The organism is Myxococcus xanthus, assembly GCF_013116825.1.
Classification (GTDB): domain Bacteria; phylum Myxococcota; class Myxococcia; order Myxococcales; family Myxococcaceae; genus Myxococcus; species Myxococcus xanthus_B.
In genome coordinates, this window is the sequence record NZ_JABFNS010000136.1 from 1 (window position 1) to 26,278 (window position 26,278).

The 26,278-nt window shown below is 68.4% G+C and carries 25 protein-coding genes; 15 read left to right on the forward strand and 10 right to left on the reverse strand.

Features of this window, described 5'->3' with window-relative positions; genetic code table 11:
- From HNV26_RS30255 to HNV26_RS30265, 3 genes are all read left to right on the forward strand, one after another.
- On the forward strand, positions 1-176 hold a 176-nt coding region (locus tag HNV26_RS30255; protein WP_171452367.1), incomplete at its 5' end, for a membrane dipeptidase.
- A 36-nt stretch (positions 177-212) separates the two neighbouring features.
- Positions 213-590, forward strand: a complete 378-nt coding sequence (locus tag HNV26_RS30260; RefSeq protein WP_216612860.1) for a hypothetical protein — start codon at positions 213-215, stop codon at positions 588-590.
- 185 nt (positions 591-775) lie between these two features.
- Positions 776-2,209 (forward strand): hypothetical protein, encoded by a 1,434-nt coding sequence (locus tag HNV26_RS30265; RefSeq protein WP_253817206.1) that lies wholly within the window; start codon positions 776-778, stop codon positions 2,207-2,209.
- A 235-nt stretch (positions 2,210-2,444) separates the two neighbouring features.
- Here HNV26_RS30265 and HNV26_RS30270 read toward each other — a convergent pair whose 3' ends face one another.
- The 3 genes from HNV26_RS30270 to HNV26_RS30280 form a co-directional block, all read right to left on the reverse strand.
- Positions 2,445-2,687, reverse strand: coding sequence for a carboxymuconolactone decarboxylase family protein (locus tag HNV26_RS30270; protein WP_216612863.1), 243 nt, complete (start codon positions 2,685-2,687; stop codon positions 2,445-2,447).
- A gap of 85 nt (positions 2,688-2,772) precedes the next feature.
- Complete coding sequence (locus tag HNV26_RS30275) at positions 2,773-3,570, reverse strand: alpha/beta fold hydrolase (RefSeq protein ID WP_171444293.1); 798 nt, start codon at positions 3,568-3,570, stop codon at positions 2,773-2,775.
- Positions 3,571-3,592: 22 nt separating this feature from the next.
- On the reverse strand, positions 3,593-4,573 hold the full coding sequence (locus tag HNV26_RS30280; protein ID WP_171444294.1) for a magnesium transporter CorA family protein: 981 nt from the start codon (positions 4,571-4,573) through the stop codon (positions 3,593-3,595).
- A gap of 43 nt (positions 4,574-4,616) precedes the next feature.
- On the opposite strand from HNV26_RS30280, the gene HNV26_RS30285 reads away from it, so the two are divergent.
- From HNV26_RS30285 to HNV26_RS30295, 3 genes are read left to right on the forward strand one after another with little or no spacing between them, the layout of a single operon-like run.
- Positions 4,617-5,756 carry a hypothetical protein gene (locus tag HNV26_RS30285; RefSeq protein WP_171444295.1) on the forward strand — a complete coding sequence of 380 codons (1,140 nt, stop codon included), beginning with the start codon at positions 4,617-4,619 and terminating at the stop codon, positions 5,754-5,756.
- Positions 5,756-6,586, forward strand: a complete 831-nt coding sequence (locus HNV26_RS30290; protein ID WP_171444296.1) for an HAD-IIB family hydrolase — start codon at positions 5,756-5,758, stop codon at positions 6,584-6,586. Before HNV26_RS30285 ends, HNV26_RS30290 begins: the two co-directional genes overlap by 1 nt.
- Before the next feature lie 4 nt (positions 6,587-6,590).
- Complete coding sequence (locus HNV26_RS30295) at positions 6,591-7,787, forward strand: class I SAM-dependent rRNA methyltransferase (RefSeq protein WP_171444297.1); 1,197 nt, start codon at positions 6,591-6,593, stop codon at positions 7,785-7,787.
- 90 nt (positions 7,788-7,877) lie between these two features.
- On the opposite strand, the gene HNV26_RS30300 is transcribed toward HNV26_RS30295, so the two are convergent.
- Complete coding sequence (locus HNV26_RS30300; protein ID WP_171444298.1) at positions 7,878-8,828, reverse strand: hypothetical protein; 951 nt, start codon at positions 8,826-8,828, stop codon at positions 7,878-7,880.
- Positions 8,829-8,989: 161 nt separating this feature from the next.
- On the opposite strand from HNV26_RS30300, the gene sglT reads away from it, so the two are divergent.
- From sglT to HNV26_RS30315, 3 genes are all read left to right on the forward strand, one after another.
- Positions 8,990-9,622: a type IV pili motility protein SglT gene (sglT, locus tag HNV26_RS30305; RefSeq protein WP_171444299.1), complete on the forward strand. Its 633-nt coding sequence runs from the start codon at positions 8,990-8,992 to the stop codon at positions 9,620-9,622.
- A 162-nt stretch (positions 9,623-9,784) separates the two neighbouring features.
- Positions 9,785-11,578 (forward strand): S8 family serine peptidase, encoded by a 1,794-nt coding sequence (locus HNV26_RS30310; protein WP_171444300.1) that lies wholly within the window; start codon positions 9,785-9,787, stop codon positions 11,576-11,578.
- Complete coding sequence (locus tag HNV26_RS30315) at positions 11,575-11,790, forward strand: DUF5818 domain-containing protein (RefSeq protein ID WP_011553331.1); 216 nt, start codon at positions 11,575-11,577, stop codon at positions 11,788-11,790. Before HNV26_RS30310 ends, HNV26_RS30315 begins: the two co-directional genes overlap by 4 nt.
- Positions 11,791-11,806: 16 nt before the next feature.
- Here the strand turns inward: HNV26_RS30315 and HNV26_RS30320 are convergent, their stop codons facing one another.
- From HNV26_RS30320 to HNV26_RS30345, 6 genes are all read right to left on the reverse strand, one after another.
- A complete protein-coding gene (locus HNV26_RS30320) occupies positions 11,807-13,000 on the reverse strand; it encodes a type II CAAX endopeptidase family protein (RefSeq protein ID WP_216612861.1) in 1,194 nt (397 codons plus the stop codon).
- Between the two features lie 97 nt (positions 13,001-13,097).
- On the reverse strand, positions 13,098-15,653 hold the full coding sequence (locus tag HNV26_RS30325) for a 1-acyl-sn-glycerol-3-phosphate acyltransferase (RefSeq protein WP_171444301.1): 2,556 nt from the start codon (positions 15,651-15,653) through the stop codon (positions 13,098-13,100).
- Positions 15,654-15,665: 12 nt separating this feature from the next.
- Positions 15,666-17,387 carry an arginine--tRNA ligase gene (gene argS / locus HNV26_RS30330; RefSeq protein ID WP_171444302.1) on the reverse strand — a complete coding sequence of 574 codons (1,722 nt, stop codon included), beginning with the start codon at positions 17,385-17,387 and terminating at the stop codon, positions 15,666-15,668.
- A 75-nt stretch (positions 17,388-17,462) separates the two neighbouring features.
- The gene (locus HNV26_RS30335) at positions 17,463-19,160 is read right to left on the reverse strand and encodes an ATP-binding response regulator (protein WP_171444303.1); all 1,698 of its coding nucleotides are present in this window, start codon (positions 19,158-19,160) and stop codon (positions 17,463-17,465) included.
- Positions 19,161-19,260: 100 nt separating this feature from the next.
- A complete protein-coding gene (locus tag HNV26_RS30340; RefSeq protein WP_171444304.1) occupies positions 19,261-19,992 on the reverse strand; it encodes a HEAT repeat domain-containing protein in 732 nt (243 codons plus the stop codon).
- A 91-nt stretch (positions 19,993-20,083) separates the two neighbouring features.
- Positions 20,084-21,259, reverse strand: coding sequence for a DnaJ C-terminal domain-containing protein (locus HNV26_RS30345; RefSeq protein WP_171444305.1), 1,176 nt, complete (start codon positions 21,257-21,259; stop codon positions 20,084-20,086).
- 100 nt (positions 21,260-21,359) lie between these two features.
- On the opposite strand from HNV26_RS30345, the gene HNV26_RS30350 reads away from it, so the two are divergent.
- The 6 genes from HNV26_RS30350 to HNV26_RS30375 all read left to right on the forward strand — a co-directional run.
- The gene (locus tag HNV26_RS30350; protein ID WP_171444306.1) at positions 21,360-22,070 is read left to right on the forward strand and encodes a hypothetical protein; all 711 of its coding nucleotides are present in this window, start codon (positions 21,360-21,362) and stop codon (positions 22,068-22,070) included.
- Positions 22,067-22,561, forward strand: a complete 495-nt coding sequence (gene rimI, locus HNV26_RS30355) for a ribosomal protein S18-alanine N-acetyltransferase (protein WP_171444307.1) — start codon at positions 22,067-22,069, stop codon at positions 22,559-22,561. Before HNV26_RS30350 ends, rimI begins: the two co-directional genes overlap by 4 nt.
- A 221-nt stretch (positions 22,562-22,782) precedes the next feature.
- Positions 22,783-23,154 (forward strand): 30S ribosomal protein S12, encoded by a 372-nt coding sequence (gene rpsL / locus HNV26_RS30360; RefSeq protein ID WP_002637381.1) that lies wholly within the window; start codon positions 22,783-22,785, stop codon positions 23,152-23,154.
- Positions 23,155-23,304: 150 nt separating this feature from the next.
- Positions 23,305-23,775: a 30S ribosomal protein S7 gene (gene rpsG / locus HNV26_RS30365; protein ID WP_011553340.1), complete on the forward strand. Its 471-nt coding sequence runs from the start codon at positions 23,305-23,307 to the stop codon at positions 23,773-23,775.
- Between the two features lie 144 nt (positions 23,776-23,919).
- Complete coding sequence (gene fusA, locus HNV26_RS30370; protein ID WP_171444308.1) at positions 23,920-25,995, forward strand: elongation factor G; 2,076 nt, start codon at positions 23,920-23,922, stop codon at positions 25,993-25,995.
- A gap of 144 nt (positions 25,996-26,139) precedes the next feature.
- The coding region (locus HNV26_RS30375) for a GTP-binding protein (RefSeq protein WP_228556459.1) at positions 26,140-26,278 on the forward strand (139 nt) is incomplete at its 3' end.

Below are 26,278 nucleotides of genomic sequence, written 5' to 3' on the forward strand. Positions count from 1 at the left end.
GGGTCGGGCTGGGCTCCGACTACGACGGAATGGTGCCGCTTCCCCGTGGCATGAAGGATGTCACCGGGTTGCCTTTGCTCACCGAGGCGCTGTTGCGCCGTCATCCACCGTCCTGGGTGGAACGCGTCATGGGTGGAAACTTCCGTCGTTTCTTCCAGGAGACACTGGGTGGTTGACCGGCGGCGGGACGCTCGAAATATTGGCTGGTGCCCATGAACCGCTCACTTCTCGCACTCGTCCCGTTGGTTGGCTCTCTGCTCCTCGCTGGTTGTGGTCCGAGCGCGGGAGGCGACTGCGACGGAGGCGGCTTCGTCTGCGAGGAGCGGGTGCTGGCGCTGGAGTGCCGGGGCGGCAAATGGCGTGAGTTGCCCTGCCGGGGGCCGCTGGGCTGCCGTGAGACGTCGGAGGCCGTGCGGTGTGATACGTCCAACAACGTCGCGGGGGACGCCTGTGCCTCCAGTGCCGAGGGCACGGGGCTGTGCCGCGCGGATGGCCAGGCCGTGTTGGAGTGCCGCCAGGGCGTGTTGACGGAGACGGCTACCTGCTCCGCCTGCACCGTGGAAAACAGCCAGGTGACGTGCCAGCCCTGAGGTTGGCGCTGGCCGGGGTGTCAGGCCCTTCGCCTCGAATCGTGTGGTAGCCTCGGTGCGCCGCTCGCGGGACTCCGATGCGACTTCCGATTCAAGCCTTTGGAGCCTGACCTGCGGTCGTTTCACTCTTCCCCGAGCGGCGCTTCCTTTCCCAATCCCGGGTGCCTGGGGAGGGCGTGCACACGATGGCCGCACTGGCGGAAGCCCGAGTCGAGCAGGTCGCTCGCGAAGACCTGGTGATGTTCGTCAACGCTTGCTTCTCCTGCACGGGGCAGCGGGAGTTCTACGGCGACGCGCGCGGCCAGTCCGTCTCCATCGAGTTCCTGCACCAGTACATCCTGGGCAACTACCGCCGGCTGTATGCACGGACGCTCGCGGCGGGCATCAACCACTTCAATCAAGCGCAGATCATCCTCAACCTGCTCGCCAGCGGCAGCCCAGCGGATGCCCGGGACAAGGCGGAGGAGGGCGCGCTCATCGCCGCCGCGCTGCGCGCCCTGCCGCCCCAGCGGGCCTTCCGTGTCCTGGCGTCCCTGCGCGGCCGGCGCATCAACAACCGCCGGGCGCGTGCGATTGCTCGGGACTACGTGCACGGTCGCGCCAACCTGGCCTTCGACGCCGTGAAGTACCGCTCCAAGCTGCGCGCCGCCGTGTCCCACGGACACCTGACGCCGGAGGGAGAGCTGGGGCCGTTCCTCTTCCGAGGCTGGAAGAAGCGCTCCTTCACCCAGCCCTTGCTGGAGACCTTTCGCCGCGCGCACTATACCCACGAGGCCCTGTACGAGCTTCCGTACACGGTGGCGGAGGGCCTGGCGGTGAAGCACGGCATCTCCCGCGAGGTGTTCCTCCGGCGCATCGAGCCGCGTCTCACGGCGGCGGAGCGCCTGCGCCTGCAGGAATCCGCGGCGCGCGAGCGCGGGACGCCGCCCCCGGTGGACCTGGGGCGGGCATCCCTGACGAAGCTGGCGCTGTATGTCCTGGCGCTGTCGCAGGAGGCTCGCCGGGAGCGCCACGCGGAGCTGCACGCCGCGCTGGAGCAAGCCGCGGCCCGCGTCCTGCGCAGGGCCCCGTCGCCGTTGCAGCGGGTGGCCGCGATTCTGGACAACAGCTATTCGTCATCCGGGTCGCTGGAGAAGCGCCGCCGTCCACTCGGTGTGGCACTGGTCACGCACTACCTGCTGTCCGCTGCCGCCCGGGAGTACCGCACGTGGTGGACGTGCCCGGTGGAGGAGCCGCTGCTCGTCAGTGCACGAGGGCAGACAGACATCGCCACGCCGCTGTTGGAGGCGTTGGCCTGGGGCGCCGACCTGGTGGTCATCGTCTTGCCCAGTGCGACTGGCACCTGGAGGACACGGCGGAGCGGCTGCGCACCACGGTCAGTGACTTGTCCCTCCGCCTGCGAAACGCCGGATTCGGCTATCTCCTCAAGGACACCGTCCTCGAAGCCGCCCAGCGGAAGCATCGCCGCTGAGCGCTCGCGCGGCGGTGTTACTCCTCGGGCTTCGCGGGGGGCGGCGGCGCATAGCCTGTGGCGGCCATCCGCTGCCCGCTGCGCTGATACATCTCCGCGGGCATGTCCTGAACGCCGGTGCCGTCAATCCATCGATTGTAGAAGTTGAAGAGCGCGCACACCGTCACGGTGTCGAAGAGGGCTTCGTCTGTCCACCCGGCGTCCTTCAAGTGTGCGATGTCCTCCCGTCCCACCTGCGCCGCACGGTGGTTGAGGGTGTCCACGAAGGCAAAGAGGGCCTTCTCGGCCTCAGAGATGGGGGCTGTCGCCACGTCCTCCAGGACCGCCTTCACCATGTCGGGATTGCCCAGCAGTTCCGCCGCGACCGCGGCGTGAGAGCCTGTTCAAAACAAGCATTGGTTGCCGCGCGACGTGTACGCGGCAATCAGCTCTCTGAGCCCGGGCGACAGTGGGGAAGGGCCCCGCATGACTTCATGGGTGAAGTGGGACAGCGCTTCGCCCAATCGCGGCTTGTACGCGAACAGGTGCCAGATTTGCGGGACGGGAGCGCCCACCTCTCGGGCCATGCGAATCAGCCGGCCGTAGTGGCCATCGGATTCGCGGTCCTCGACGTCCTTCAGATGCATGCGGTCCACGGCACCCTCGGCGGCAGCAGGCTGGAATGTCCAGCCCGCATGCTCGCATGGGGCACGGCGTGCCACCAGCCTGCACTCAGTCGCTGTGCCCCTGAAGCGACGTCAGGAAGGCGTCCAGCACGGCGTTGACCCGATCAGGCTGTTCCTGGTTGGCCAGGTGCCCCGCATCCGGAATGATCTCCAGCTTCGCTCCGGAGATGAGTCCGGCGATTTCCTCCGCCTTGGCCGGCGGGGTGATGGCGTCGTGCTCGCCCACGATGACGAGTGCCGGGCCTGCGTACCGCGCCAGCATGTCCTTGCTGTCCGGACGCAGGGCCATGCCGCGCAGCGCGGCCGCGACGCTCGCGGGGGAGGCCGCGCGCATCAGTGCCGCCACCTCCTGGGCCACCGGAGAGTCCGGTCCCGTGGCGACCATCTTGGGAAGCATGGCCTGGATGATGGGCTCCACGCCGACCTCCAGCGCCTGTGTCGCGGAGGCCTCCCGGCGCGCCTTTCCCTCCGCGTCGTCCGCGGTGGCCTGCGTATCCATCAACACCAGCCCGCTGACGCGCCCCGCGTCCTCGCGCAGCAGGGCCATGGCGGCGTAGCCCCCCATGGAGACTCCACCCACCACCGCGGTGTCCAGATTCAGCGCGTCCAGCAGCGACAGCGCGTCACGCGCGATGCGGGACATCTCCGTGGGGCCGTCGCCCCGCGCGCTCTCACCGAAGCCTCGGATGTCCGGGATGATGAAGCGGTAGCGCCCCGACAGCGCCTTCACCTGCTTGTCGAAGGTGCTGCCATTCAGCGGAAACGCGTGCAGCAGCAACACGGGCGGGCCCTTGCCCTCGTCCCGGTAGTGCAGGGAGACGCCATCCACGGTGACGGTCAGCATGTTTCCTCTCCTCGCGGAAATGTCAGAGCCACTCTTTGTGCTTGAACCAGAAGATCATCCCCACTGGCAGCGCGAGAATCGACGCCCACATCAGGTACCAGGCGCTGTTCGTGTAGAGCCGGTCGAAGTTCTGCCCGAAGAAGCCGACGATGCAGGACAGCGGCAGGAAGATGGTGGCGAAGATGGTGAGCTGCTTGGAGATGTCGTTCGTTTTGTTCGCCACCATGGACAGGTAGCCGTCAATCACGTTGCCGATGATGTCGCGCCCGGCATCAATCTGCTCGTACAGCCGCACCAGATGGTCGTACACGTCACGGAAGTAGAGCGTCGTCTTCTCGTGGACATGGGAGATGCCCCGCCGGGACAGCAAGCCGACCACGTCGCGCTGGGGCGACAGCACCCGCCGGAACGTCACCAGCATCCGCTTCATCGCGAAGATGCGTTGCAGGTGGGACTTCTCCGGCTTGTCGAAGATGGCGACCTCCAGGTCCTCGAGCTCGTCACTGAACGCGTCGAGGATGGGGAACTGCGCATCCACCAACGCGTCCGCGAGCATGTAGAAGACGAAGTCCGTCCCTCGAACGAGCGTCGCCAGCGGGTCCTCCTTCACGCGGCGCATCACGGTGTCGAGGCCGGCGAAGGGGAGCTCGTGGACGCTGATGAGCCAGTCCTTCGCCAGGAAGAAGTGGTGCTCGTGCAGCGTCAGTTCGCAGATGTCCTTGCCCGGGACGGAGAATCCCTGGAGAACGACGAACTGGTGGTTGGGGTACTCCTCCAGCTTGGGCCGCTGGTCCAGGTGGAGGCAGTCCTCCACGGCCAGCTTGTGCAGACCGAAATGCGCGGCCAGCCGGGCCAACACCTCCTCGGTCGGATGAAGGACGTCGATCCACTTCCGGCCGTCCTCGCCCAGCAGCTCTTCACCACCGGTGAGAAGTTGACCGTCCTTCACAAGACAGACCTGAATCATCCCGTAGCGCTCCCAAGCCAGCGGCATGGCCCGCATGCGAGTGCTAGAACTCCCCCGCGCGGAAGTCGAGCGCTAGAGTGTGACACCCGTGTCTGAAGCCGCTGAGACCCCCCCGGCCTCGCTGTCCGCGAGGCTCGAAGAAATCCTCCAGTCCCATCCGGATCCGGCGTTCGCCGGCCGCCTGCGCAAGGTGTACGTCGCCACCGCGCACGCCATCTCCCGGCTGAGCGACCTCGACCTGGTGCGGTACGAAACGCCCGTCGTGGATTCCTCGCCGGACCTCTCCTTGTGGGAAGAGATGGCGCCCGTCATCCGTGACACGGTGATGGACGTCAACGGACTGCTGAACGTCATCCGGGAAGAGTTCCCCGTGCCGTCCCCGGGCGGCGCGAGCACGCAGGCCCCCGTCGGCATCCTCCAGGAGGCGATGAGCCAGATTGCCCAGGGCATCACCCAGCTGGGCGAGGCCATGCGCAACCCGTCGGTGGTGAGCGACCGGTGGACGCTGCTGGCGGAAGTCCAGCGCGTCCGCGCCCGGTTCCGCGAGCAGATGAGCAACCTGGTGTTCGAGTCGGCGAGCCTCCTGGGCGAGGCAACGCGGGCCCAGGTGGTGCCGGGCTACGCGGCGGAGGTGAAGGCCGCGGTTACCGTCCGCGCCATCACCGCCGACCTGGGCCGCATCCTCACCGCGCGCCTGAAGAAGGTCCGCGATGCGGAGGCGCAGGACGTGCAGTGGAATGCCCAGCAGCTCCAGACGGAGATGGACGCCTTCGGGCGCACGGCCGCGTACCGGAATCTGCGCGCGCAGGACAAGCGGCACATCGTGGAGATGCGCGCCGAGGTTGGCCGCCTGGCCATCCTCCCGAATCCGTCCCGCGAGGAACTGGTGACGGTGGTGGAGGCCCTGGACACCTTCGTCCAAGGCCTGTCCGCGGTGAACCAGCGACAGTTGCTCATTATCCATGATCGCGAGGTGTGGGCGTCGTGCGGCGTCCGGCTGGAGCGCGCCATGTCGCTGGTGGGCTCTGACCCCGCGGGCGCGGCCCGGGCCCTGGCCGAGGCGGCCGGAAGCGGCCAGTCCCTCTACGGCCGCGCGACGGAGCTGGACGCCTTCCTACGCAAGGCGCGCAAACTCCAGGTGGGCCAGCTCTCGCCCGACGAGCTGCGGTCCACCATCGTCGCCTTCCAGGGCCTGCTCGCCGGTCTGGACGTGATGTGATGAAGGCGCTCCTGAAGGCACGAGTCCCGCGCCCGCTTCGCGAGGCCGACCTGTCCCGCATCGAGGGCGTCTTCACCGACGTGGATGGCACGCTGACCACGGGCCACAAGCTGCGCTCGGAGACAGTACGGGCGTTGGAGCGCCTGTCGTCCGCGGGCCTGCGCGTGGTGCTGGTGAGTGGCCGCCCGGCGGGCTGGGGAGAGGCCTGGGCGCGGCAGCTCCCCGTGGACGGCGTCATCGTGGAGAACGGCGGCCTGTTCTTCCTGAAGGGCGCGCATGGCCGGCTGCGGAAGGTCTACGCGGAGGCGCCAGCGGAGCGGGTAGCGAACCGGCGGCGGCTCCAGTCCGAGGTAGCCCGGGTGCTCAAGCAGGTGCCCGGCGCGCGGCTGTCCATGGACAGCGCGTACACGGAAGTGGACCTGGCGGTGGACTATAACGAGGAGGCCCGCCTGGGGGCCGCGGGGGCGGACCGCATCGAGTCCCTGTTGGTTGGGCGAGGCGTGACGGCGGTGCGCTCGTCGATCCACATCAACTGCTGGCTGGGCCGCTTCGACAAGCTGAGCGCCACGCGGCGCTTCGCGCGGACGGCGTGGGGCGAACGGCTGGACCCGCGTGACGGGCGTTATGTATACGCGGGGGATTCTTTCAACGACGCCCCGATGTTCGCCGCCTTTGGACTGGGCGTGGGCGTGGCCAACGTGCGGGCCGTCCTGGACCGCATCGAGGCGCCACCTGCTTTCATCACCCGGGCGCCCGAGGGGCGGGGCTTCGAGGAACTGGCTCGCGCCATCCTGGCCCGGAGGGGCCGCGGCGCGGCCCGTGAGGAGTGACACCGTGAATGTCGTGAAGCTGGAGCTGGCGCGTGGACTGGGGCGCCATCTGCGCGCGGGGCACCCGTGGGTGTTCCGCAAGGCGCTGGAGCACGTGCCGAAGATTCCGGCCGGCAGCGTGGTGGACCTGACGGAGAACGGGAAGTTCGTGGCGCGCGGGTATTACGACCCGCACTCGGCCATCGCCGTGCGGGTGCTCACGCGTGACTCGCGTGACACCGTGGATGCGGGCTTCATCACCCGGCGGGTGCGTCAGGCCCTGGCCGAGCGCACGGCCCTCATCGACCTCACCGACACGGACAGCTACCGCCTGATTCATGGCGAGGGCGACGGCCTGCCGGGCGTGGTGGTGGACCTGTACGCGGGCTGGGCGGTGATGAAGCTGTACTCCGCGGGCCTCACGCCGTACCGGCCGCTCCTCATCGAGGCGCTGAAGGCTGGCGTGCCCGGGCTCAAGGGCATCATCGGCCGTGATGAGGTCGGCCGCGACGACGTCGACGACGACGAGGGTCGCGGCTCCGGGAAGATGCTGTACGGCCACGAGGCCCCGGAGCTGATTCCCATCCGCGAGCGCGGGGCCACCTTCCTGGTGGACGCCTGGAAGGGGCAGAAGACGGGGTTCTTCCTGGATCAGCGGGAGAACCGCTACCTCATCCGGCGGCTGGGCAAGGGCCGCGACGTGCTCAACTGCTTCAGCTTCAGCGGCGGCTTCTCCGTCAACGCGGCGCTGGGCGGGGCCAACAGCGTCTTCTCCGTGGATCAGGACCCGGACGCCATCGCGCTGGCTCGGGAGAACTTCACGCGCAATGGCATCGCCGCGGAGAAGCACGACTTCCTGGCGGCGGACGTCTTCAAGATCATCCAGTCCTTCAAGGACGAGGGCCGCACCTTCGACCTCATCATCCTGGACCCGCCCGCCTTCGCGAAGAGCCAGCGCGCGGTGCAGGCGGCCATTGACGGGTACGCCTCCCTCAACCGGCAGGCCCTGGCCATCCTCCGGCCGGGTGGGCTGCTGGCGACGGCGTCGTGCTCGGCGCGCGTGAGCCCGGACGACTTCATGGGCGCGGTGCGCGAGGCGGGGTTCAAGGCGGGCGTTGACCTGGCGCTCGTCGAGGAGCGCTACCAGCCGCCGGACCACCCGGTGCGCTTGCAGTTCCCGGAGGGGAAGTACCTCAAGTTCTACGTGCTGCAGTCCGTGTAGCCCGCCGCCGCGAATCGCGGGTTGAAACGCAAGAGGCCACGAGGTTCATCACCTCGTGGCCTCCGCTGTTTCCCGGTAGGGAAGGGTCGCTCAGAAGTTGCCGGCGCGGCCCTCTTCAAACGGGACGCGGTGGTTCAGGTACGTCTCCGTCAGCGAGTGGGCGCCGCTGAACATGCCCTTCTCAGAGAAGTGGTGGACCTTCGCGCCCTTGCCAGCGTCACGGAACAGGTCGCCCGGCGTCCAGCCCTTGCTGCCCTGGCCGAAGATGACAGGCACGGCGTCCTTGTTGTTGACGTAGTGCACGTAGTTGGGGCCGTCCGGGTAGGTGGTCGCCGCCGCGCCGAAGGTCTCCACGTTGACGCGGCTGAGCAGCTGCTCCACCTGCGCCTTGGACATCCCATCTTCGATGCGCAGCCGGTTGCCGACATCCTTCAGCGCGCGCGAGGTGATGAGGCCGCCGTGGCTGTAGCCCATCAGGTGGATGTCACGGCCCGCCTTCAGCTCGGAGTAGACGATGTCCGACAGCGAGTCGACCGCGGGGTTCTTGCCCTTGTTCAGCTTGTCCTTCGCGGCCTGGATGACGTCGGCGAACATTCCGGACGTGGCGTTGTGCACGCCGATGGCGCGCATGCCGGTGCTGTTCGCGAGGGCCTGCAGCTCGCGCGCCTGGCCGTCCTTGTTGGTGCTGATGCCGTTGACGTAGACGACCGTCGCCGTGGCGTTCGGGTTGTTCGCCGGAACGAAGGCGGGGACCTGGTTGAGCGGCGTATTCGGCTCGAACGTCTGGCCGCCGGCGCCCACCAGCTTGCCGTCGAAGACCTTGTCCTTGGAGCCCGCGGGCGCGGTGAAGACGCCACCCACCGCGCGCGTCTGCGCGGACCGGCTGTCGAAGCCATCCACCACGACGCCGCGCTGAGCGGCGCCACCCGTCACGGGAGGCTGCACGGTGTTGGTGGCGGGCGAACCACTTCCACGAACGCGGTCGGCGGTGCTGCGGGAGGTCTGCGCGATGCTGTTCCGTCCGCGCTGGATGGTGCTCATGGGGTGGGGGCTCCTGCGGAATCTGGGGGTGTTTCCCCATTGTCCTCGAATCCAGCGGGAAGTTTCCTGTTGGAGAAGATTCGGTGCGAAATCGTATGTGGGTTTGTGTCGGATGGCGCGTGTGCGCGGCCGTGCGAGGGGGGAGGGGTTTATGGTGAGGCATGGTCCAGAAAGGTCAGTTCCTCGAACGCGCGACGCTGGTGCCGGTGGGGACGGAGGTCATGGAGGGCACCACGCACCGGGGAAGCCGGGCGCCGCCGCTGCTCGTGATTCCGCCCCGGCCGGACGAAGGGGGCGGCATGGACCACGTCATCGCGGCGGAGCTCGTCTGGGCGGCGGCGAACGCGGGCTTTCCGACGCTGCGGTTCAATCACCGGGGCGTGGGGGCCAGTCAGGGCCAGCGGGGGCGGGACATGGAGCTGCTGGCGGACGCGGAGGCCGCCATGCAGATGCTGCTGGAGAACGCGGGGGCCAACGCGCTGGCGGTGGCGTCACTCCACGGGGGCGCGCAGGTGGCCCTGGCGCTCCAGGCGAAGCACCCCTCCGTGGGAGGCCTGTGTCTGGTGGCCCCGGCCCTGGTGGCGCCGGAAGTCCTGTCCCGGGTGACGTGTCCGCTCCTGGTGGTACAGGGGGAGGAGGACACCCGGCTGCCCCGGGCCGCCGTCTCCGCCGCTGTCGCTCGGACGGGAGGCGATTTAGAGGTCATCGACGATGCCGGGCCTACCTTCCAGCGGAACCTTCCTCAGGTCGGCCGGGCTGTCGCGGCCTGGCTCCGGCGGCTCTCCGGCGGATGACCGTCGTATCGCAAACCATCGTACTTCTTCACGTTTCTCCTCCTTGCCGCCCTTGCACGCAGGGAGAGGGGACATCCAGACTGTCGGTGCAGACCCAATCGTTGTGACGTTCGTTCGTAGGGGTCTTCCAGACGCGTGTTTCGTTTCTCAAGGAGTGGCCTGATGCGGAAGGTGCGATGGACCCTGGGGGGCGCGGCGCTGGCCCTGACGCTGACGGCCGCCTGTGCGTCCGCTTCTCGTGAGCAGGACACGCCTCCCCCCGCGAACCTGCGGGCGCTCGATGCGCGGGGCGTGGTGGCGGGCGCCATCGTCGTGGACTTCAAGGACGGCACGACGAAGGCGGAGTTCGATGCCTGGGAGGCCGACTGGGGCGTCGACCTGGAGCTCAACTCCGTGGAGAGCGCCGACGAGGCCCTCACGGTGGCGGTGGGCGTGGACGACGTGGACGGGGTGCTCGAGCGCATCCGCCAGCACCCGGCCGTGGAAGCCGCCGAGCCGATGATGGAGGTCCGCGCCAGCTTCACGCCGAACGACCCGCACTTCACGCAGCAGTGGAACCTGCGGATGATCGACATGCCCAAGGCCTGGGAGCACAACCGGGGTAAGGGCGTGGTGGTGGCGGTGCTGGACACCGGCATCGCGTACGAGGACCACGGCGACTTCAAGCAGGCGCCGGACCTCAAGGGCGTGAAGTTCGTGAAGGGCTTCGACTTCGTCAACGATGACGAGCACGCCAACGACGACCACGGGCATGGCACGCACGTGGCGGGCACCATCGCCCAGGCCACCAACAATGGCGAAGGCGTGGCGGGAGTGGCCTTCGAGGCGACGCTGATGCCCGTCAAGGTGCTCAACCACTTCGGTGGCGGGAACACGGCGGACATCGCGGACGCCATCCGCTTCGCGGCGGACAAGGGGGCGAACGTCATCAACCTGTCCCTGGGCGGCGGGGCGTACTCGCAGGTGATGGCCAGCGCGGTGGAGTACGCGCGCAAGAAGGGCGTCACGGTGGTGGCCGCGGCCGGCAACGGCGGGCGTGCGACGGTGGAGTTCCCCGCGGCCTACCCGGGCGCGGTGGCGGTGTCGGCCGTGGGGCCGGACGGTGTGCTGGCGCCGTACTCCTCCTACGGCAAGGAGTTGGACATCGCCGCGCCGGGCGGTGACAAGCGCCGGGGCGACCAGGGGGGCATCCTCCAGAACACCCTCGACCCGCGCGACGTCTCGCGCTTCGTCTACGCGTCCTACCAGGGCACCAGCATGGCCACGCCGCACGTCGCGGCGGTGGCGGCGATGCTCTACGCGGCCGGCGCCAAGGGACCGGATGAGGTGGAGCAGGCCCTCTACGCGGGCGCGAAGAAGTCTGCGGACCAGGCGTGGAGCGAGCAGTACGGCCACGGCCTGCTCAACGCCGAGGCGTCGCTCGCGTCGCTGCGGGGCGGCGGCTTGGCGCAGTGGCCTCCGCTGTACTGGGCGCTGGCGCTGCTGGCGTTCGTGCTGCTGACGCTGCGAGGCCGTGCGCGGCCGGGCTACCTCAACGTGCTGGTGCGGCCCGCCTTCCTCATCCCGCTGTTGCTGTCGACGGTGGGCGCCTTCTTCCTGCGCGGCTGGTTCGGGGGCGCCGAGGGGGCCGCGGGAGACGTGGTGCAGGTGGCGTCGCTGCCCCTGCCGGACTGGGAGCGCATCATCTTCGGCCGGGGCCGGACGGTGAACCCGCTGTTCTACAGCGCGCTCATCCCGTTGCTCCTGTCGCTGCCGGCCATCAAGTGGCGGGGGCTGCGGTCGGCCATGGGGGGCCTGGCGCTCGGCTTCGCGGGCTTCCTGGGCTACACCGCCTGGGCCGGAGCGCCGGCGCTGGCGTGGCTGCCCTTCGCGTTCCTCGCCAAGCCCTGGCTGGGCTTCAACACCGTCATCTGCCTCGTCATCGCCCGCGCGATGCTCCAGAAGGAGGACGCATGAAGCTCACGGGCCGCGTCGTCTTCCGTGACATCGAAACGGGCGTCTGGGTGCTGGAGGGAGACGACGGCACCACGTACCAGCTCGCTGGCGGGGACCGGAAGCTGAAGAAGGACGGTCAGCGCATCGAAGCCGAAGGCCGCGTGGACGGGGACACACTCACCAGCGCCATGGTGGGTCCCATCTTCCACGTCAGCACGTACCGCTTCGTCTGAAGCGGCACGGCGCGGGTCAGGGCTTCAGCCCTGGCCCGGTTTGGATGCGGTGCGCGCGAATCTGCCGCTCCCGCTCCTCGTAGTAGGCCTCCATGGGCAGCTCCCCTCGCCGCGCCGAGGCGCGGAGCGCGCTCAACGCCTTGCGCTCCGCATGCAGCGCGGGGGCCTTGGAGGACTCCAGCGTCGGCAGCGGGTGCTGGGCGTCATAGAAGTTGAGGGCCAACCCTCGCGAGTCCACGGCCACCAGCAGGCCCAGTGACACCGTGGCCCCCACCACCCAGGGAAGCATCAGGCGCACCAGGGAAGGCGTGGGGCCGGGCTCCTGGGCTTCCTCGTCGCTGGCGCGTGCGCCGGGCCTCCAGACGCCAGGCTGCCGCCGTGCGTAGGCGAGCAGGGCGCTCACACCCGCCCAGCCCGCCGCGGCGAGCACGAGCACCAGGCGGGGGTCTGTCGCTTCAGACGTCGCTTCGGTGGCATCCGTGCCCAGTGCCTTGGCGGACAGGAAGAGCACCGAGGACACCAGGTTGTTGGCCGCGTGGGCGGCAATGGCGGGCCACAGCGAGCCGGTGCGCAGGTAGAGCCACCCGAAGAGCAGGCCCAGTTCCGTGCGAGCCAGGAAGCCCACCGGGTCCAGGTGGAAGGCGCTGAACACCACGGCGGAGATGACCAGGGGCGCGGTGGTGGGCGCGGGGGCTGGTGGGGTGAGGCCTCGCTGGAAGATGCCGCGGAAGAAGAACTCCTCGCAGAAGGGCGCGGCCACCGACACACCCGTGAGGATGATGGCCAGCTCCAGCGGCGTCTGATCCGCGAACAGCTTCGAGCTGTCGAACATCCGCGTCAGCCACTCCGGCGCCACCGACTGGGCCAGGAACTGGATGGGGACCACCAACGCGAAGAAGTTCGCCACGCCCAGGAGGAAGCCGAAGACGGTGGCCGCTCGCGGCGCTGGCAGCAGCCCCGTGTAGAGGACAGGGCGCCAGCCCGCCTTGCGCAGCATCACCCAGCCCAGGCCCAGGAACACGACCAGCTCCGTGAACCAGATGCCGAAGGCTGGGTTCGCGAGCTGGACGGTGCCGCCCATGAGGAGGAACGCGCCGAGCGCAAACGCGGCGCTCACCACCGCGATCCATTTGGGACTCGTGCTGAAGCGGGTGCCAGAGGGCGGCCCTGGTGGAGGGGGGACAACGTCGCTGGGAGTCGCGTCTTCCAACGGGCTTTCTCCTATTCCTCTCGTGCTCGAACCTTGATGTCCTTCATCCTGGCTCGAACCGTGCGGAGGCGGCGCGGACGGGGCCAAGGAGGGCCGCTCAGCCGCGCTTCAGGTACCCACGGATGTCGTCCACGAGTTGTGTGCGGGCCTGCTGTTCAGTGGCGGCGGGGCCCAGCGTCAGCTTCTTGTCCGCCTCGATGAGCAGCTTCTGGTCCAGGAGGAACGCCACCGCGTTCTCCAGCGTCACCTTGGCCAGGGACTCGGAGGCGGTGATGCGGCCGGCGTGGTACTCCGCGCGGCCCGTTTCCAGGGCCATCTTGACGAAGGACTTCCGGTCCTCCGCGGCGCCGGTGGCCACGTCCTGGAGCGTCAGGGCCGCCAGCAGGTAGGCCTCCAGGTAGTCGCGCAGCATGTCGGCCAGGAACTCCAGGTCCGGACGCGCGTGGGCCTCGGGGGCCACGCGAAGCGTCTCGCTCTCCTCGAGCACTAGGCCTATGCGCTCCAGCCGCTCCACCGTCTCCGCGAAGATGGAGTCGAACGTGGTGCCCACCCGGTAGATGAACTCCACCTTGAAGAGGCGGGACAGGAACAGCGCGCGCTCCTTCACGGTGTCGTAGGGCGCGGGGCTGCCGCTGGCCAGCATGGCGTTGGCCACGAGGCTCCGGGAGGCCACCAGGTTCATCAGCGTGTTCTTGTAGAAGGACAGCTCCGGGCGGCGTGCCTCCTCCACCTGGTAGATGACCTCGCCACGGGCTTCCTGGGTGCGCACCATCTCGTCGGAGATGAACGTGCGCATGGCGTCCTGGATGGGGCCCATCGTCTCCGGGTTGCTGGGCGCGTTGCGCATCTCCACCGACTGCGGCGAGCCCTCCTCCACGGCGATGCGGCGCAGGATGTTGATGCGGTCCGCCATCTCCCGCTGCGTCAGGCCGCGTCGCCGGTGCGAGAGCAGGGCGGTGCTGACCAGCGCGTGCGGCGTCACCGTGGACACCTTGCTGATGCCGTACATCACCCGGTTGCCCAGCGCGCGGACGAGCCCCTTCTTCTGCTCGTCCGACACCGGTTCGTCCGGGTTGATGCCACGCGCCTGCATGAACGCGCGCAGGGAGATGGGCTCATCGAAGCCCAGGTGGATGCGGCCGTACCGCGCCGCCAGCACCTTGGGGGTGCTCAAGAGCGCCTTGAGGTCCTCGGGCTTCTTCTCTCCGCCAGCCAACTCCTTCGAGTAGCTGCTGGACTCGACGACCTTCTCGTAGTCGATGGCCACCGGCACGAAGATGAGGTCATCGCGCGCGCCCTCCAGCACGGACTCCACCTGCCAGGTGAACATGCCCAGCTTGGGCAACAGCAGCTTGCCCGTGCGCGAACGGCCGCCTTCCGGGAAGAACTCCTGGTGGATGCCGTCGTGCACCAGCTTGCGCACGTAGGCCTTGAAGGACGCGGCGTAGACCTTGTCGCCCTTGAAGGAGCGCCGGAGGAAGAACGCGCCACAGCGGCGGAAGAACGTGCCCAGGGGCCAGAAGGAGAGGTTGGCGCCCGCGGCCACCAGGGGCACCGCGTAGCCCCGGTTCCAGAGCACCCAGCTCATCACCAGGTAGTCGACGTGGCTCTTGTGGCTGGGGCACAGGACGATGGGCGCGTGGCTCGCGGCCTTGAGCGCGCGGTGGAGGCCGGCCTCGTCCACGTGCATGCCGTCGTAGATGCGGTTGAACACCCACTCCAGCACGGGGGAGGTGAACGCCAGCGCCGTGGGGCTGGGCTTGGCGGCAATGGCCTCCAGGTTGCGGCGAGCCTCGCGCAGGACGCTCTCCGGCTTGCGTCCGGATTCCGCCGCGCACTCCTCCACCACCTTGCGCAGGGACCTGTCGCGCAGCGTCTCCTCGATGACGCGCGAGGCGGGCTTCACCGGCGGGCCGAACACGGCCCGCGTTTCGCGCGCGAGGTGGACGTGGAGACTGCTACGCGCCTTGCGGGCGAGCAATTCGTCCGAGTCGCGAGGGTTCTCCGCGACGAAGCGCTGCAGGTCGATGGGCTCGCCCACGCGGAACTGCGCGCGCTTGTAGTTTCGGAAGAAGGCCAGCATCGAGTGCAGGAAGCCCGGTGCCTCGGGGCTGCCGAACACCACGTCCACCCAGTTGGGCTTCAGGCGCGCGGGGCGCTTCTCCCAGACGAACAACTCCGGCACCAGGTACACCGGCTTGTCGGACTGGCGGGCCATGGCCACCAGGGCGGGGAAGGGGTCCTCGCGCGTCTCCTTCCCTGACGGACGGAGCAGGGCGGTGCGGCGCAGGAAGACCAGACCGCTGCCCCCCGTCTGCCGGGCGTGCTCGAAGCGCTGCGTGAAGTCACCGCTCTGTTTCGTCTGTCGCCAGGGTCGGGTGAACCATGGCCGCAGGTTCACCACGGCGCGCACGGGCGGCAGCGCCCGGCGCACCATGGCCCACGTCAGGTAGAGGAAGTTCACCCAGGCGGTGGTGCGCATGACGTGCACCACGAAGCCCTTGGCGTGCAGGTTCCGGAGCTCTGTTTCCGCTTCCGGCGGGAAGTGCACGCTCTCCAGGTAGCGCGTTCCCAGCGCCCGGCCCATGGGGCCGAATTCGTCCTTCAGCGAGGACGTCCCCTGATTCGCAGTCGGTGACAGCGCGGTCTCCAAGAATGCTCCCGGCTACATGTTGTCGGGCGTGGGAATGCCCAGCAGCGTCAGCCCCGCGGCCAGAGTAACCCGGGCGGCGTCGATGAGGGCGAGTCGCGCGGAACGCAGCGCGTCATCGCCATCGACGTTGATGCGCTTGTCGCGCTCCTGGTTGCCCAGCGTGTAGTAGCGGCTGAGCGCCGAGGCCACGTCGAGCAGCAGCCTCGCCACGAGGCTGGGCTCGTACTGCTCCGCCGCGTCGCGGACCACCTCGGGCAGGCGCATGATTTCGCGCACCAGGGCCTGCTCCTCGGGGAGCGTCAGCAGGCCCGCGTCGTAGCTGGCCGGGGCGCCGCCGCCCTTGCGCAGCACGTTGACGGCGCGCGCGTGGGCGTACTGGAGATAGGGGCCGGTGTGGCCCTCGAAGCTGAGCACCTCGTCCCAGTCGAAGGTGTAGTCGCTGGCACGCTTGTGCTTGAGGTCGCCGAAGGCAATGGCGCCCAGGGCGATCTGCTCGGAGAGGGCGTCCGCGTCATCCGTCTGGATGCGGCCGGCCTCCACGTTCTCCCGCACCTTGACGGAGACGCGCTCGCGCGCCTCGTCCAGCACGTCGTTGAGCTGAACCACCTGGCCCTTGCGCGTGCTCATGCCGTGGATGCGGCCGAACGCGACGTGGACGGCGCGGTCCGCCCAGGGCAGGTCCATCTCCTTCAGCGTGCGGAACACCTGCCGGAAGTGCAGCGCCTGGTCCTGCGCGACGACGTAGAGCGACTTGTCGAATTGGAAGCGCTCGTACCGGTCTTGCGCGGCGGCCAGGTCACGCGTGGCGTACAGCGTGCTGCCGTCGTTCTTCTTCAGCAGGACGGGCGGCTCGTTCTCCGCGTAGGGCAGGTCGACGATGAGCGCGCCCTGCGACTCCTTCACGCCGGGCTTCTTCGCAATCTGGTCGATGACCGCGTCCATCTTCCCCTGGTAGCGGCTCTCTCCCTCGATGTGCTCGAACTCGATGCCCATCCGCGCGTAGATCTTCTTGAAGCCCTTGATGCTGGTGTCCCGGAACTGGCTCCAGAGCTTGAGGGCCTCGGCGTCACCGGCCTCCATGCGGCGGAAGAAGGCGCGGGCCTTCTCGTCGAACTCGGGCTCGGCCTCGGCGCGCTTGTTGGCCTTGACGTACACCTCCACCAGGTGGCCCATGTCGTCGATGCGGGCCGGGTCGCCGTACTCCTGGAAGCCCACGGCCACGAGGCCGAACTGTTTGCCCCAGTCGCCCAGGTAGTTGATGCCTTCCACCCGCCAGCCCAGCGCCCGGTAGATGTTGGCGATGCAGTGGCCGAGGAACGTCGTGCGGATGTGGTGGAAGCCAATGGGCTTGGCGATGTTCGGCGACGAGTAGTCGATGGCCACCGTCTTGCCGCGGCCCGCGTCCTCGTCACCGCCGTAGCGGATGCCCGCGGCTCGCGCGGCGTCGATGACCTCCGCCGTGAAGGGCAGGGTGGGGAAGCGCGCGTTGACGTACGGACCCACGGCCTTGATTTCCAGCCCGGGGACGCTGAGCGACTGCGCCAGCCCGGCGGCGATGGCGGGCGGGGCCTTCTTCTGGGCCTTGGCGAGAGGGAAGGTGGCGAAGCTGAGGTCGCCGTGCGCCGGCTCGGCGGGCTTGACCTGGGCTTCGATGTCGGCGGCCGGCACGCCCAGGGCAGTGGCAAGAGCCTGGGCGAATGCGGCGCGGTAACGGGAATAGACGGAAGTGCTCATGGGGCTGCGGGGATACTAGACAAACCGAGGTGGCTTCCGGCCACCTCTTGTTCGCGCCCGCGGCGAATCCCCCACTCAAGGCACGGCGGGGGCTCGCCGGCTGGGCCGGACCACCGCAGAGACGGTGTCCAGCAGCTTGGGCAGGTTGAGGGGCTTTTCGAAGAAGCCGTCGATGCGCTCCAGCCCCTGGCCCGAGGTGAGTGACGCCACCTCGGTGGCTCCGGAGATGATGTACACGACGATGTCCGCCAGCGACTCGTTGCCACGGATGTAGCGGAGCACCGACTGTCCGTCTTCCTCGCTCAGCCGCAGGTCGAGCAGGACCATGGCTGGCCGGATGTGGGAGAGAATGGACCGTGCCTCGGATGCGCCCGAGGTGGCCATCACCCGGTAGCCCTCCTGCTCCAGCACCTGCTGCAGCACCTCTCGGCAGTCGGCGTCGTCCTCCACCAGCAGGATGCCGCCGCTCTTGGGCGCCGCCTGGGCCATCTCCGGCGCGCTGACGGCGCCAGCGAACATGGGGAGCACCATCTGGAACGTGCTGCCCTCGCCCAGGACACTGGCGCTCTCCATGCGTCCGCCGTGGAGGGCGACAATCTTCCCCACCAGGGGCAACCCGAGCCCCGCACCAGGCGGCCGGGGCATGCCCGGAGTGGCGCGGTAGAAGGCATCGAAGACGTGCTCCAGGGCCTCGCTGGACATGCCCGGACCGGTGTCCTTCACGGTCAGCATCGCCAGGCCATCCTCGGCGGAGACGCGCACCTCGACGGTGTCGTCCGCCTCGCTGTGGTGGATGCCATTCTCCACGAGGTTGTGGATGGCCTCGGCGATGCGCTCGCGGTCGCCGCGGACGAACACCTCGGGGCAGGGGGGAATCACCACGCGCACCTTGCAGTGCTCCGCGAGCGCCCCCAGTGAGCGCACCACTTCCTCCGCCACGGCCTTGAGGCCGAAGGGGCGCTGATTGAGCTGCATCTTCCCGGACTGGAGCCGGGACATGAGCAACAGGTCGTTCACCATGCGCAGCATCCGGTCCGAGTTCCGGTCGCAGATCTGCACCGCGCGGCGCTGGGCATCCGTGAGGGGACCCAGCTTCTCGCGGCCCATCATCGCCAGGTAGGACTTGATGGTGGTGAGCGGGTTCTTCAGGTCGTGCGAGACGTTGCCCAGCAGCTCCTCGCGGTTCTGCTCCAGGCTCTTGAGGCCCGCGATGGCCGTCTGCAGGTCCTTGTTGCGGCGGGCGCTGTCGTCACGCAGGCGCGCCACCTCGTAGGCGGCGGTGAGCTGCGCGGCCAGTGACTGCAACAGCGTGTCGGACGGCTCGCGGCGGGAGCCCAGCACCACCAGGACGCCGCCAACGCCCTGCGGGCCCTCGAGCGGCACGGCGACCGTGTCCCCATCACGCAGCAGCGCCTTCTGGGAGAAGGCCCGGCCCACCACGCCCTCACCGGGGACGGCGGCGGTGACGCGGTCGTCGTAGCGGCCTCGCACGTGCTCGACGTGGAGCTGCTCCCGGGATGGGAAGTAGCGCGCCACGTAGCAGACCTTCGGCTTGAGGAGCGTGTGGATGGTCTGCAGGTGGGAGCGGAGCGCTTCGGTGGGCCCCGCGTTGTCCGTCAGGTGCCGAGACATCTCCAGCAGGGCGCGGTGAGCCGCATCCGCATCCACCGAGGGGAGCGGCTTCGCGGGCCGCTTCGGAGTCTTCTTGGCCGCCTTCGCAACCGGACGCAGCGGTACGACTTCCGCCAGCGTCCCCTTCTTCTTTGAGCGCACGGGTGAATCCTTGCTCAAGTTCCGCGCGCATGTGAACGGCCTCTGCCTACCGAGGCCTTCCGGAGGACAGTGGCCGTGTCGGCTGGCCGACAGCCGGGGTTCAGGCCCGGCGCTGGATGCGCTGGTCGTTGCCCAGGGCGTAGGGCTCCACCAGCAGCGGCGCCACCTTCTCCTGGTAGCCCTCCACGGAGAAGCCACCTTCCGCCAGCGCGCTGAGTACGGACGTTTGCACCCGGCGAGCCGTCTCGTCGGCGGTGAGCAGCTTCAGCATGGGCTCGCGCGCCGGCTCGTACTTGAAGACACCCAGCGCCTTGAGCGCGGCAATCTTCACGTCGTCCGACATGTCCTCCAGGAAGGGCACCACCGCGGGGGGGATGCGGGGGTCCTGGCTGCCGGCCACGTGATGCAGCAGCACCACCTTCTTCTCCGGGTTGCGCGTGTAGTGAGCGGACAGGTGCTGGAGCGCGCTCACGCAGGCGGTGATGGTCTCCTCCTCGGAGGTCAGCTCACCGAGGAGCCGCAGGGCCCACGAGGCGGCCTGCTCGCTGGTGCGCAGGAACTCCAGGATGGGCGGCACGGCCACGTCCTTGCCGAAGCTCTTCACCAACTCGAACGTGTGCTCCTTCTCATCCGCATCCGTGGTGAGCGGGTCCACGGTGAGGGTGAAGCGGCTGAGCAGCACGGAGACGGCCTCGGGGACCTTCATCTCCCCCAACTGCTGGATGGCCTTCTGCCGGGTCGCGGGGTCGCCGTACTTCTGGGTGACCTTGGGCTTGAGCTTGAGGGCTTTCTCGGGGCCCGAGCCGCCCGTGAAGATGTCTAAGAGGCCCATGTGCGCGTGTGCTCCATATGGTACGGCGGCGTGAGAAGGTGGGGCGCAGTCCGTCTATGACGGTGCGACGCCCAGGACAAGAGGCAAGAGGCTAGAGCGTCAGCTCGCGGCGGACGTCGCCCTGGTAGGCCCGGGCGAGTGCCTCGGCGGCGGCCCGAGCCTCGGCGGTGGTCTCCTCGGGGACCTTCACCTGGAGGTGGAGGTACAGGTCGCCGTGTGCTCCGCCCTTGAGCGAGGGAACACCGCGCCCCTTCAGCCGCATGCGGCGGCCGGATTGGGAGTGGGGGAGCACCTTCACGGTGACTTCCCCCTGGAACGTGGGGACGCGCACGTCGGCGCCCAGCAGGGCCTCGGAGACCGTCACGGGCAGATCGAGGTGCAAATCGTCGCCTTCGCGACGCACGAGGGGGTGTTCGGCCACGTCGGTCTCGATATAGAGGTCACCTGGGGGGCCGCCTCGTATCCCCGCCGCGCCCTGGCCGGAGAGCCGCACCTTCGAGCCGGTGTGCACGCCCGCGGGAATCTTCACCGTCAGCCGGGCCAGCTCTTCCTTCACACCCGAGCCTCCGCACTGGGGGCAGGGCGGCGCGGCCTTGCCCGTGCCGTGGCAGTTGGGGCACGCGCCCGCGCCACCGAACAGGCTCCCGGAGCGCCGGGAGCGGCCTGTACCGTTGCAAACGTTGCAGGTGGACACCGGTCCAGATGTACCCCGGCCACTGCAAGTGGAGCACCGGCCTGGGCGGTTGAAGGCGAGGGGGCGCTCGGTGCCGGAGACAGCTTCGGCCAGGGTGAGCTGGACGCGAACCGTCAGGTCCTCTCCACGCTCAGGCCCGGCGTTGCGAGCCCGTCGCCCGAACATCTCGCCAATGTCGAAGCCCCCCGGGGGGCCGCCCGCCGCGCCACCACCACGGCCTCCGAACAGGTCGCCGAAGAGGTCACCCAGGTCGAAGCCCTCGGCGCCATAGGGAATGCCTCCGGCACCGGCGCTCCCGGCCGAGGCTTTGTAGGCCCGATAGGCCTCCGCCTTCTTTTCGTCGAAGCCAATCTTCTCGGCGTCCGGGCCGAACTCGTCGTAGAGCTGGCGCTTTCGGGTGTCCGACAGCACCTCGAACGCCGCGCTCACCTGCTTGAACTTCTCCTCGGCGGCCTTGTTGCCCGGGTTGACGTCCGGGTGGTACTTGCGCGCCAGCTTGCGGTACGCCTTCTTGACGTCCTCCGCTGAAGCCGACCGTTCGACGCCGAGGGTCTGGTAGTAGTCGTCCGCCATTTGTTCCCGCCGTGGTGTACCCGATTCAACGTAACCAGCCGGTAGGCACGCGCCAGCAAGGACTGTGCGGACCGTGCGAGATGTATAAAGTCGCCGGAGGATGAGGGAGCCCATGTCACCGCCTCGCTGGCTCGGCGCGGATACCCTGTGGCTTGCGGGCTGGCTCTCGCTGGCGCCAGCCGTGGGGACTGCGGCCACCCCGCCGGCGACCATGGAGGGCCGGGTCGCCGACCGGGTGGTGGCCATCATCGAGGGCCAGGTGCTCACGCTGAGCGAGCTGCGCTTCGAGGCCCGGGTCGCGCTCCTCCAGCGAGGCGGCGTGCAGGCCCTGGAGCTCCCGCTCGACGAGGACACGCTCCGGGGGGCCCTGGAGCTCATCATCAACCAGCGGGTCCAGGTGCTGAATGCGGACCGGTTGCAGGCCTTCCCGGCCGAGCCCGCGGAGGTCCAGGCGCGGGTGAACGCATTCCAGGCGGTGCTGGGAGGGGAGGCGGCGTTGAAGCAGTTCCTGTCCCGCCATGACGTGGACGTGCAGGGACTGGAGCGGGTGCTGGCGCGGGGGCTTCGGGCCGAGCGCATCCTGGACAGCCGCATCCGGCTGCGGGCGCAGGTGGGTGAGACCGAGGTCCGCCGCCACTTCGAGCAGAACGCGGACGAATATCCGCAAGGCTACGAGGCGGCGCGCGCCGCCATCCGGGAGAAGCTGGTTCGTGAGCGGTATGGGGCGCTGGCGGCGGAAGAGCTGGCGCAGGTGCGGGCCTCGGCGCAGGTGCGCCGCGTGGCGCCCTTTGCCCGGGAGGCGAGTCGATGAGGCGGATGCGCGAGGAGCCGGCGCCCGAGGCCCGGCATGGCTACATCATCCGGCAGATGATGGCGGAGGACCTGTCCGCGGTCATGCTGCTGGAGCAGGCCTCGTTCAAGAACCCCTGGTCCCAGGACCTGCTCAAGCGCGAGCTTCAGCACGAATGGTCCACCATCCTCCTGGTGGAGGAGGAGCGGGAGGCGGACGGGCCGGAGTTGCTGGGCCTGGCCATCTTCTGGATCGTCCATGACGAGGTGCACGTGCTGAACGTGGCCACCGCGCCCAAGCACCGGCGCCGGGGCGTGGCGCGCGCCGTCATGGACGAGGTCCTGGCGCGGGGGAGGGCCAGGCGCTGTTCCCTGGCCACCCTGGAGGTGCGCAAGAGCAACGAGGCCGCGCTCCAACTCTATCGGGCCTTCGGTTTCCGCCCCGTCGGCATCCGGCCGAACTACTACGTCGACGAGGGCGAGGACGCCGTCGTGATGGTCCTCGACTTCTAACCGCACGCGGAGTAGAGGACCGCCCCGTTGTAGACCAGCCGTGCGCGGAAGCGCCGAGGCGGGGAATGGGACCCAGGGCCCTGGCCGGTTGTAGGCAAGGGACAGGCCGTGCTTGACACGGATAGGCCCCTTCCTATACTCGCGCGCCTTTCCGTTGTCTTGTAGGTAGATATGCGCCGCCTGGTGTCTCTGGCGGCGACGAACCCGAAGAAGAGGTATCAGTGCCGACCATTAGCCAGCTGGTCCGCAAGGGCCGCGAGAAGCTCGTCGTCAAGGGCAAGAGCCCCGCGCTCAAGGAGTCCCCTCAGAAGCGTGGCGTCTGCACGCGCGTGTACACCACGACCCCGAAGAAGCCGAACTCGGCCCTCCGCAAGGTGGCCCGTGTTCGTCTGACGAACGGGATCGAGGTCACGTCCTACATCCCCGGCGTGGGTCACAACCTCCAGGAGCACTCGGTGGTGATGATTCGCGGTGGCCGTGTGAAGGACCTCCCGGGCGTCCGCTACCACATCGTCCGTGGAACGCTGGACTCCGTGGGTGTCGCGGGTCGCAAGCAGAGCCGCTCCAAGTACGGCGCGAAGCGTCCGAGCTGATCGCTCGTCACGCCGATCACCTTCTGTAGCGCAGAGTCCGGACGCATCGCCCCGCACCCTGGGGAGCGTCCTCGTGAAGTTCCTCCTGCAGTACTTGAAGCCCCGTGGATTTCTCCCAATGGGAGTGGGGCGTAAGGGAAGAGAGAAGAGATGCCTCGCCGTCGCGTAGTCGCCAAGCGCAAGATTCTTCCGGATCCGAAGTTCCAGGACCGGCTCGTCACCAAGTTCGTCAACGACCTGATGCGGAAGGGCAAGAAGTCCATCGCGGAAGGCGTTTGCTACGGTGCCTTCGCCCTCATTGAGGAGCGCGCGAAGGAAGACCCCCTCAAGACCTTCAAGAAGGCCCTCGACAACGTCAAGCCGGTGCTCGAGGTCAAGAGCCGCCGCGTCGGTGGCGCCACCTACCAGGTGCCTGTCGAGGTCCGTCAGGACCGCCGCGTGGCGCTCGGCATGCGTTGGATCATCACCTACTCCAAGGCGCGTGGTGAGAAGACCATGCAGGAGAAGCTGGCCGGTGAGATCATGGACGCCGCCAACAACCGCGGCAACGCGGTGAAGAAGCGTGAAGACACGCACAAGATGGCGGAGGCCAACAAGGCCTTCGCTCACTACCGCTGGTAGGCCCTAGAGGCTTCGCGGTTACCGCCCGGGTGCAGAGGATGCATCCGGGCGGTTTTGTTAGATGAAGCAGGTTCTCTGAAACCGTCCGGCCGGCAGGTGTCGAGGCCTCGGGCCCGCCCTTCCTCCCTGGAGAGGTATTGAGTCATGGCCCGTGAGTACCCCCTCGAGCGCTACCGCAACATCGGCATCATGGCGCACATCGATGCCGGCAAGACGACGACCACGGAGCGCATCCTCTTCTACACCGGCGCCATCCACCGGATGGGCGAGGTGCACGAAGGCAACACCACCACCGACTGGATGGTGCAGGAGCGTGAGCGCGGCATCACGATCACGTCCGCGGCCATCTCCGCCTTCTGGACCCGGCACGACCAGCGTTACCGCGTCAACATCATCGACACGCCGGGACACGTGGACTTCACCATCGAGGTGGAGCGCAGCCTGCGCGTGCTGGACGGTGCCATCACGGTGTTCGATGCCGTGAACGGCGTGGAGCCGCAGTCGGAGACGGTGTGGCGCCAGGCGGACAAGTACAAGGTCCCCCGTATCTGCTTCATCAACAAGATGGACCGGGTGGGCGCCGACTTCGAGATGTCCGTGGGCACCATCCGCGAGAAGCTGGGCGCGCGTGCGGTCCGCATGCAGCTGCCGCTGGGCGCGGAGGACAAGCACCGCGGCGTCATCGACCTGCTGAAGATGAAGGCCCTGGTGTTCCAGGACTCGGAGCAGGGCAGCCACTACGAAGAGTCGGACATCCCCGAGGAGTTCAAGGAGGCGGCGGACGCTGCCCGCGCCGAGCTGCTGGAGGCCGCGGCTGAGCAGGATGACGCGCTGACGGAGAAGTTCCTCGAGGGCGTGGAGCTGACCGAGGACGAAGTGCGGGGCGCCATCCGCAAGGGGTGCCTGGGCCTGAAGCTGTTCCCGGTGTTCTGCGGTTCGGCCTTCCGCCACAAGGGCGTGCAGCCGCTGCTGGACGCGGTGGTGGACTACCTGCCCAGCCCGCTGGAGGTTCCGCCCATCCACGGCAAGACGCCCAACGGCGAGGACGCCGTGCGCGAGACGCGGGACGACGCGCCCTTCAGCGCGCTGGCGTTCAAGATCATGAACGACCCCGCGTTCCAGTCCCAGACGCTGACCTTTCTCCGCGTGTACTCCGGCAAGCTGGAGGCGGGCTCTGCGGTGTGGAACTCGGTGAAGGGCAAGCGCGAGCGCATCAGCCGGCTCGTGCAGATGCGCGCGGACAAGAAGGACGAAATCACCGAGTGCTATGCCGGTGATATCTGCGCCGTGGTCGGACTGAAGCTGGCCGGCACGGGTGACACGCTCTGCGACGACAAGCAGCCCATCATCCTGGAGCGGATGGATTTCCCCGAGCCGGTCATCGACATCGCCATCGAGCCGAAGTCGACGGCGGACCAGGACAAGATCCTCCAGTCGCTGCAGCGCCTGGCCATGGAGGACCCGTCCTTCCGCGTGAGGACGAACGAGGAGACGGGGCAGACGCTCATCGCAGGCATGGGCGAACTCCACCTGGAAATCATCGTCGACCGCCTCCTGCGCGAGTTCAAGGTCGACGCGAACATCGGCAAGCCCCAGGTGGCCTACCGCGAGACGGTCACCACGCAGGTGGAGATGGAAGGGAAGTACATCCGCCAGACGGGTGGCCGGGGCCAGTACGGCCACATCTGGCTGCGCGTGGCCCCCAATGAGCCGGGGCAGGGATTCTCCTTCGAGAACAAGGTCACCGGCGGCGTGGTCTCCAAGGAGTTCGTGGACGCGGTGAAGGCCGGGTGCGCGGAGGCCATGCAGAACGGCCCGGTCGCCGGCTATCCCATGGTGGACGTGAAGGTGGAGGCCTTCGACGGCTCCATGCACGACGTGGACTCCAGCGAGATGGCGTTCAAGATCGCCGGCTCGCTGGCCTTCAAGGACGCCGTGCGCACGGCCACGCCCGTGCTCCTTGAGCCCATCATGAACTGCGAAATCGTCACGCCCGATGACTTCATGGGCGACGTCATCGGCGACCTGAACGGGCGGCGCGGGAAGGTGCAGGGGATGACCCCCCGGCCAGGTCGTGTGCAGGCCATCCAGGCGCAGGTGCCCCTGGCGGCCATGTTCGGCTACTCGACCGACCTGCGCAGCCGCAGCCAGGGAAGGGCGACCTACACCATGCAGTTCAGTCACTACGCGCCCGCGCCCAAGACGGCACTCATCCGCTGAGTGGCTTCGGCCCGGCCGTGGACCGGTCGGGCGATTTCAGTTGACGTTGTGGCAGGTTTGGAGCAGGACGCAGCACCTTCGCAGTTGTTTTCCGCGAGTCGAGACGTGCCGGGCTTCGGACCGGCAACCCCGTGAGGAGAGGCCATGGCCAAGGAAAAGTTCGAGCGTAACAAGCCCCACGTGAACATCGGCACGATCGGACACGTGGACCACGGCAAGACGTCGCTGACGGCCGCCATCACCAAGGTGCTGGCGAAGACGGGCGGCGCCACGTTCCTGGCGT

What these genes read in the sequence shown, in the direction of transcription:
- HNV26_RS30260 (WP_216612860.1), top strand. Translation starts at nt 213, where the DNA reads ATGAACCGCTCACTTCTCGCACTCGTCCCGTTGGTTGGCTCTCTGCTC.
- HNV26_RS30265 (WP_253817206.1), top strand. Translation starts at nt 776, where the DNA reads ATGGCCGCACTGGCGGAAGCCCGAGTCGAGCAGGTCGCTCGCGAAGAC.
- HNV26_RS30270 (WP_216612863.1), bottom strand. Translation starts at nt 2,687, where the DNA reads ATGCATCTGAAGGACGTCGAGGACCGCGAATCCGATGGCCACTACGGC.
- HNV26_RS30275 (WP_171444293.1), bottom strand. Translation starts at nt 3,570, where the DNA reads ATGCTGACCGTCACCGTGGATGGCGTCTCCCTGCACTACCGGGACGAG.
- HNV26_RS30280 (WP_171444294.1), bottom strand. Translation starts at nt 4,573, where the DNA reads ATGCGGGCCATGCCGCTGGCTTGGGAGCGCTACGGGATGATTCAGGTC.
- HNV26_RS30290 (WP_171444296.1), top strand. Translation starts at nt 5,756, where the DNA reads ATGAAGGCGCTCCTGAAGGCACGAGTCCCGCGCCCGCTTCGCGAGGCC.
- HNV26_RS30300 (WP_171444298.1), bottom strand. Translation starts at nt 8,828, where the DNA reads ATGAGCACCATCCAGCGCGGACGGAACAGCATCGCGCAGACCTCCCGC.
- sglT (WP_171444299.1), top strand. Translation starts at nt 8,990, where the DNA reads ATGGTCCAGAAAGGTCAGTTCCTCGAACGCGCGACGCTGGTGCCGGTG.
- HNV26_RS30310 (WP_171444300.1), top strand. Translation starts at nt 9,785, where the DNA reads ATGCGGAAGGTGCGATGGACCCTGGGGGGCGCGGCGCTGGCCCTGACG.
- HNV26_RS30315 (WP_011553331.1), top strand. Translation starts at nt 11,575, where the DNA reads ATGAAGCTCACGGGCCGCGTCGTCTTCCGTGACATCGAAACGGGCGTC.
- argS (WP_171444302.1), bottom strand. Translation starts at nt 17,387, where the DNA reads ATGAGCACTTCCGTCTATTCCCGTTACCGCGCCGCATTCGCCCAGGCT.
- HNV26_RS30340 (WP_171444304.1), bottom strand. Translation starts at nt 19,992, where the DNA reads ATGGGCCTCTTAGACATCTTCACGGGCGGCTCGGGCCCCGAGAAAGCC.
- HNV26_RS30345 (WP_171444305.1), bottom strand. Translation starts at nt 21,259, where the DNA reads ATGGCGGACGACTACTACCAGACCCTCGGCGTCGAACGGTCGGCTTCA.
- HNV26_RS30350 (WP_171444306.1), top strand. Translation starts at nt 21,360, where the DNA reads ATGAGGGAGCCCATGTCACCGCCTCGCTGGCTCGGCGCGGATACCCTG.
- rimI (WP_171444307.1), top strand. Translation starts at nt 22,067, where the DNA reads ATGAGGCGGATGCGCGAGGAGCCGGCGCCCGAGGCCCGGCATGGCTAC.
- rpsG (WP_011553340.1), top strand. Translation starts at nt 23,305, where the DNA reads ATGCCTCGCCGTCGCGTAGTCGCCAAGCGCAAGATTCTTCCGGATCCG.
- fusA (WP_171444308.1), top strand. Translation starts at nt 23,920, where the DNA reads ATGGCCCGTGAGTACCCCCTCGAGCGCTACCGCAACATCGGCATCATG.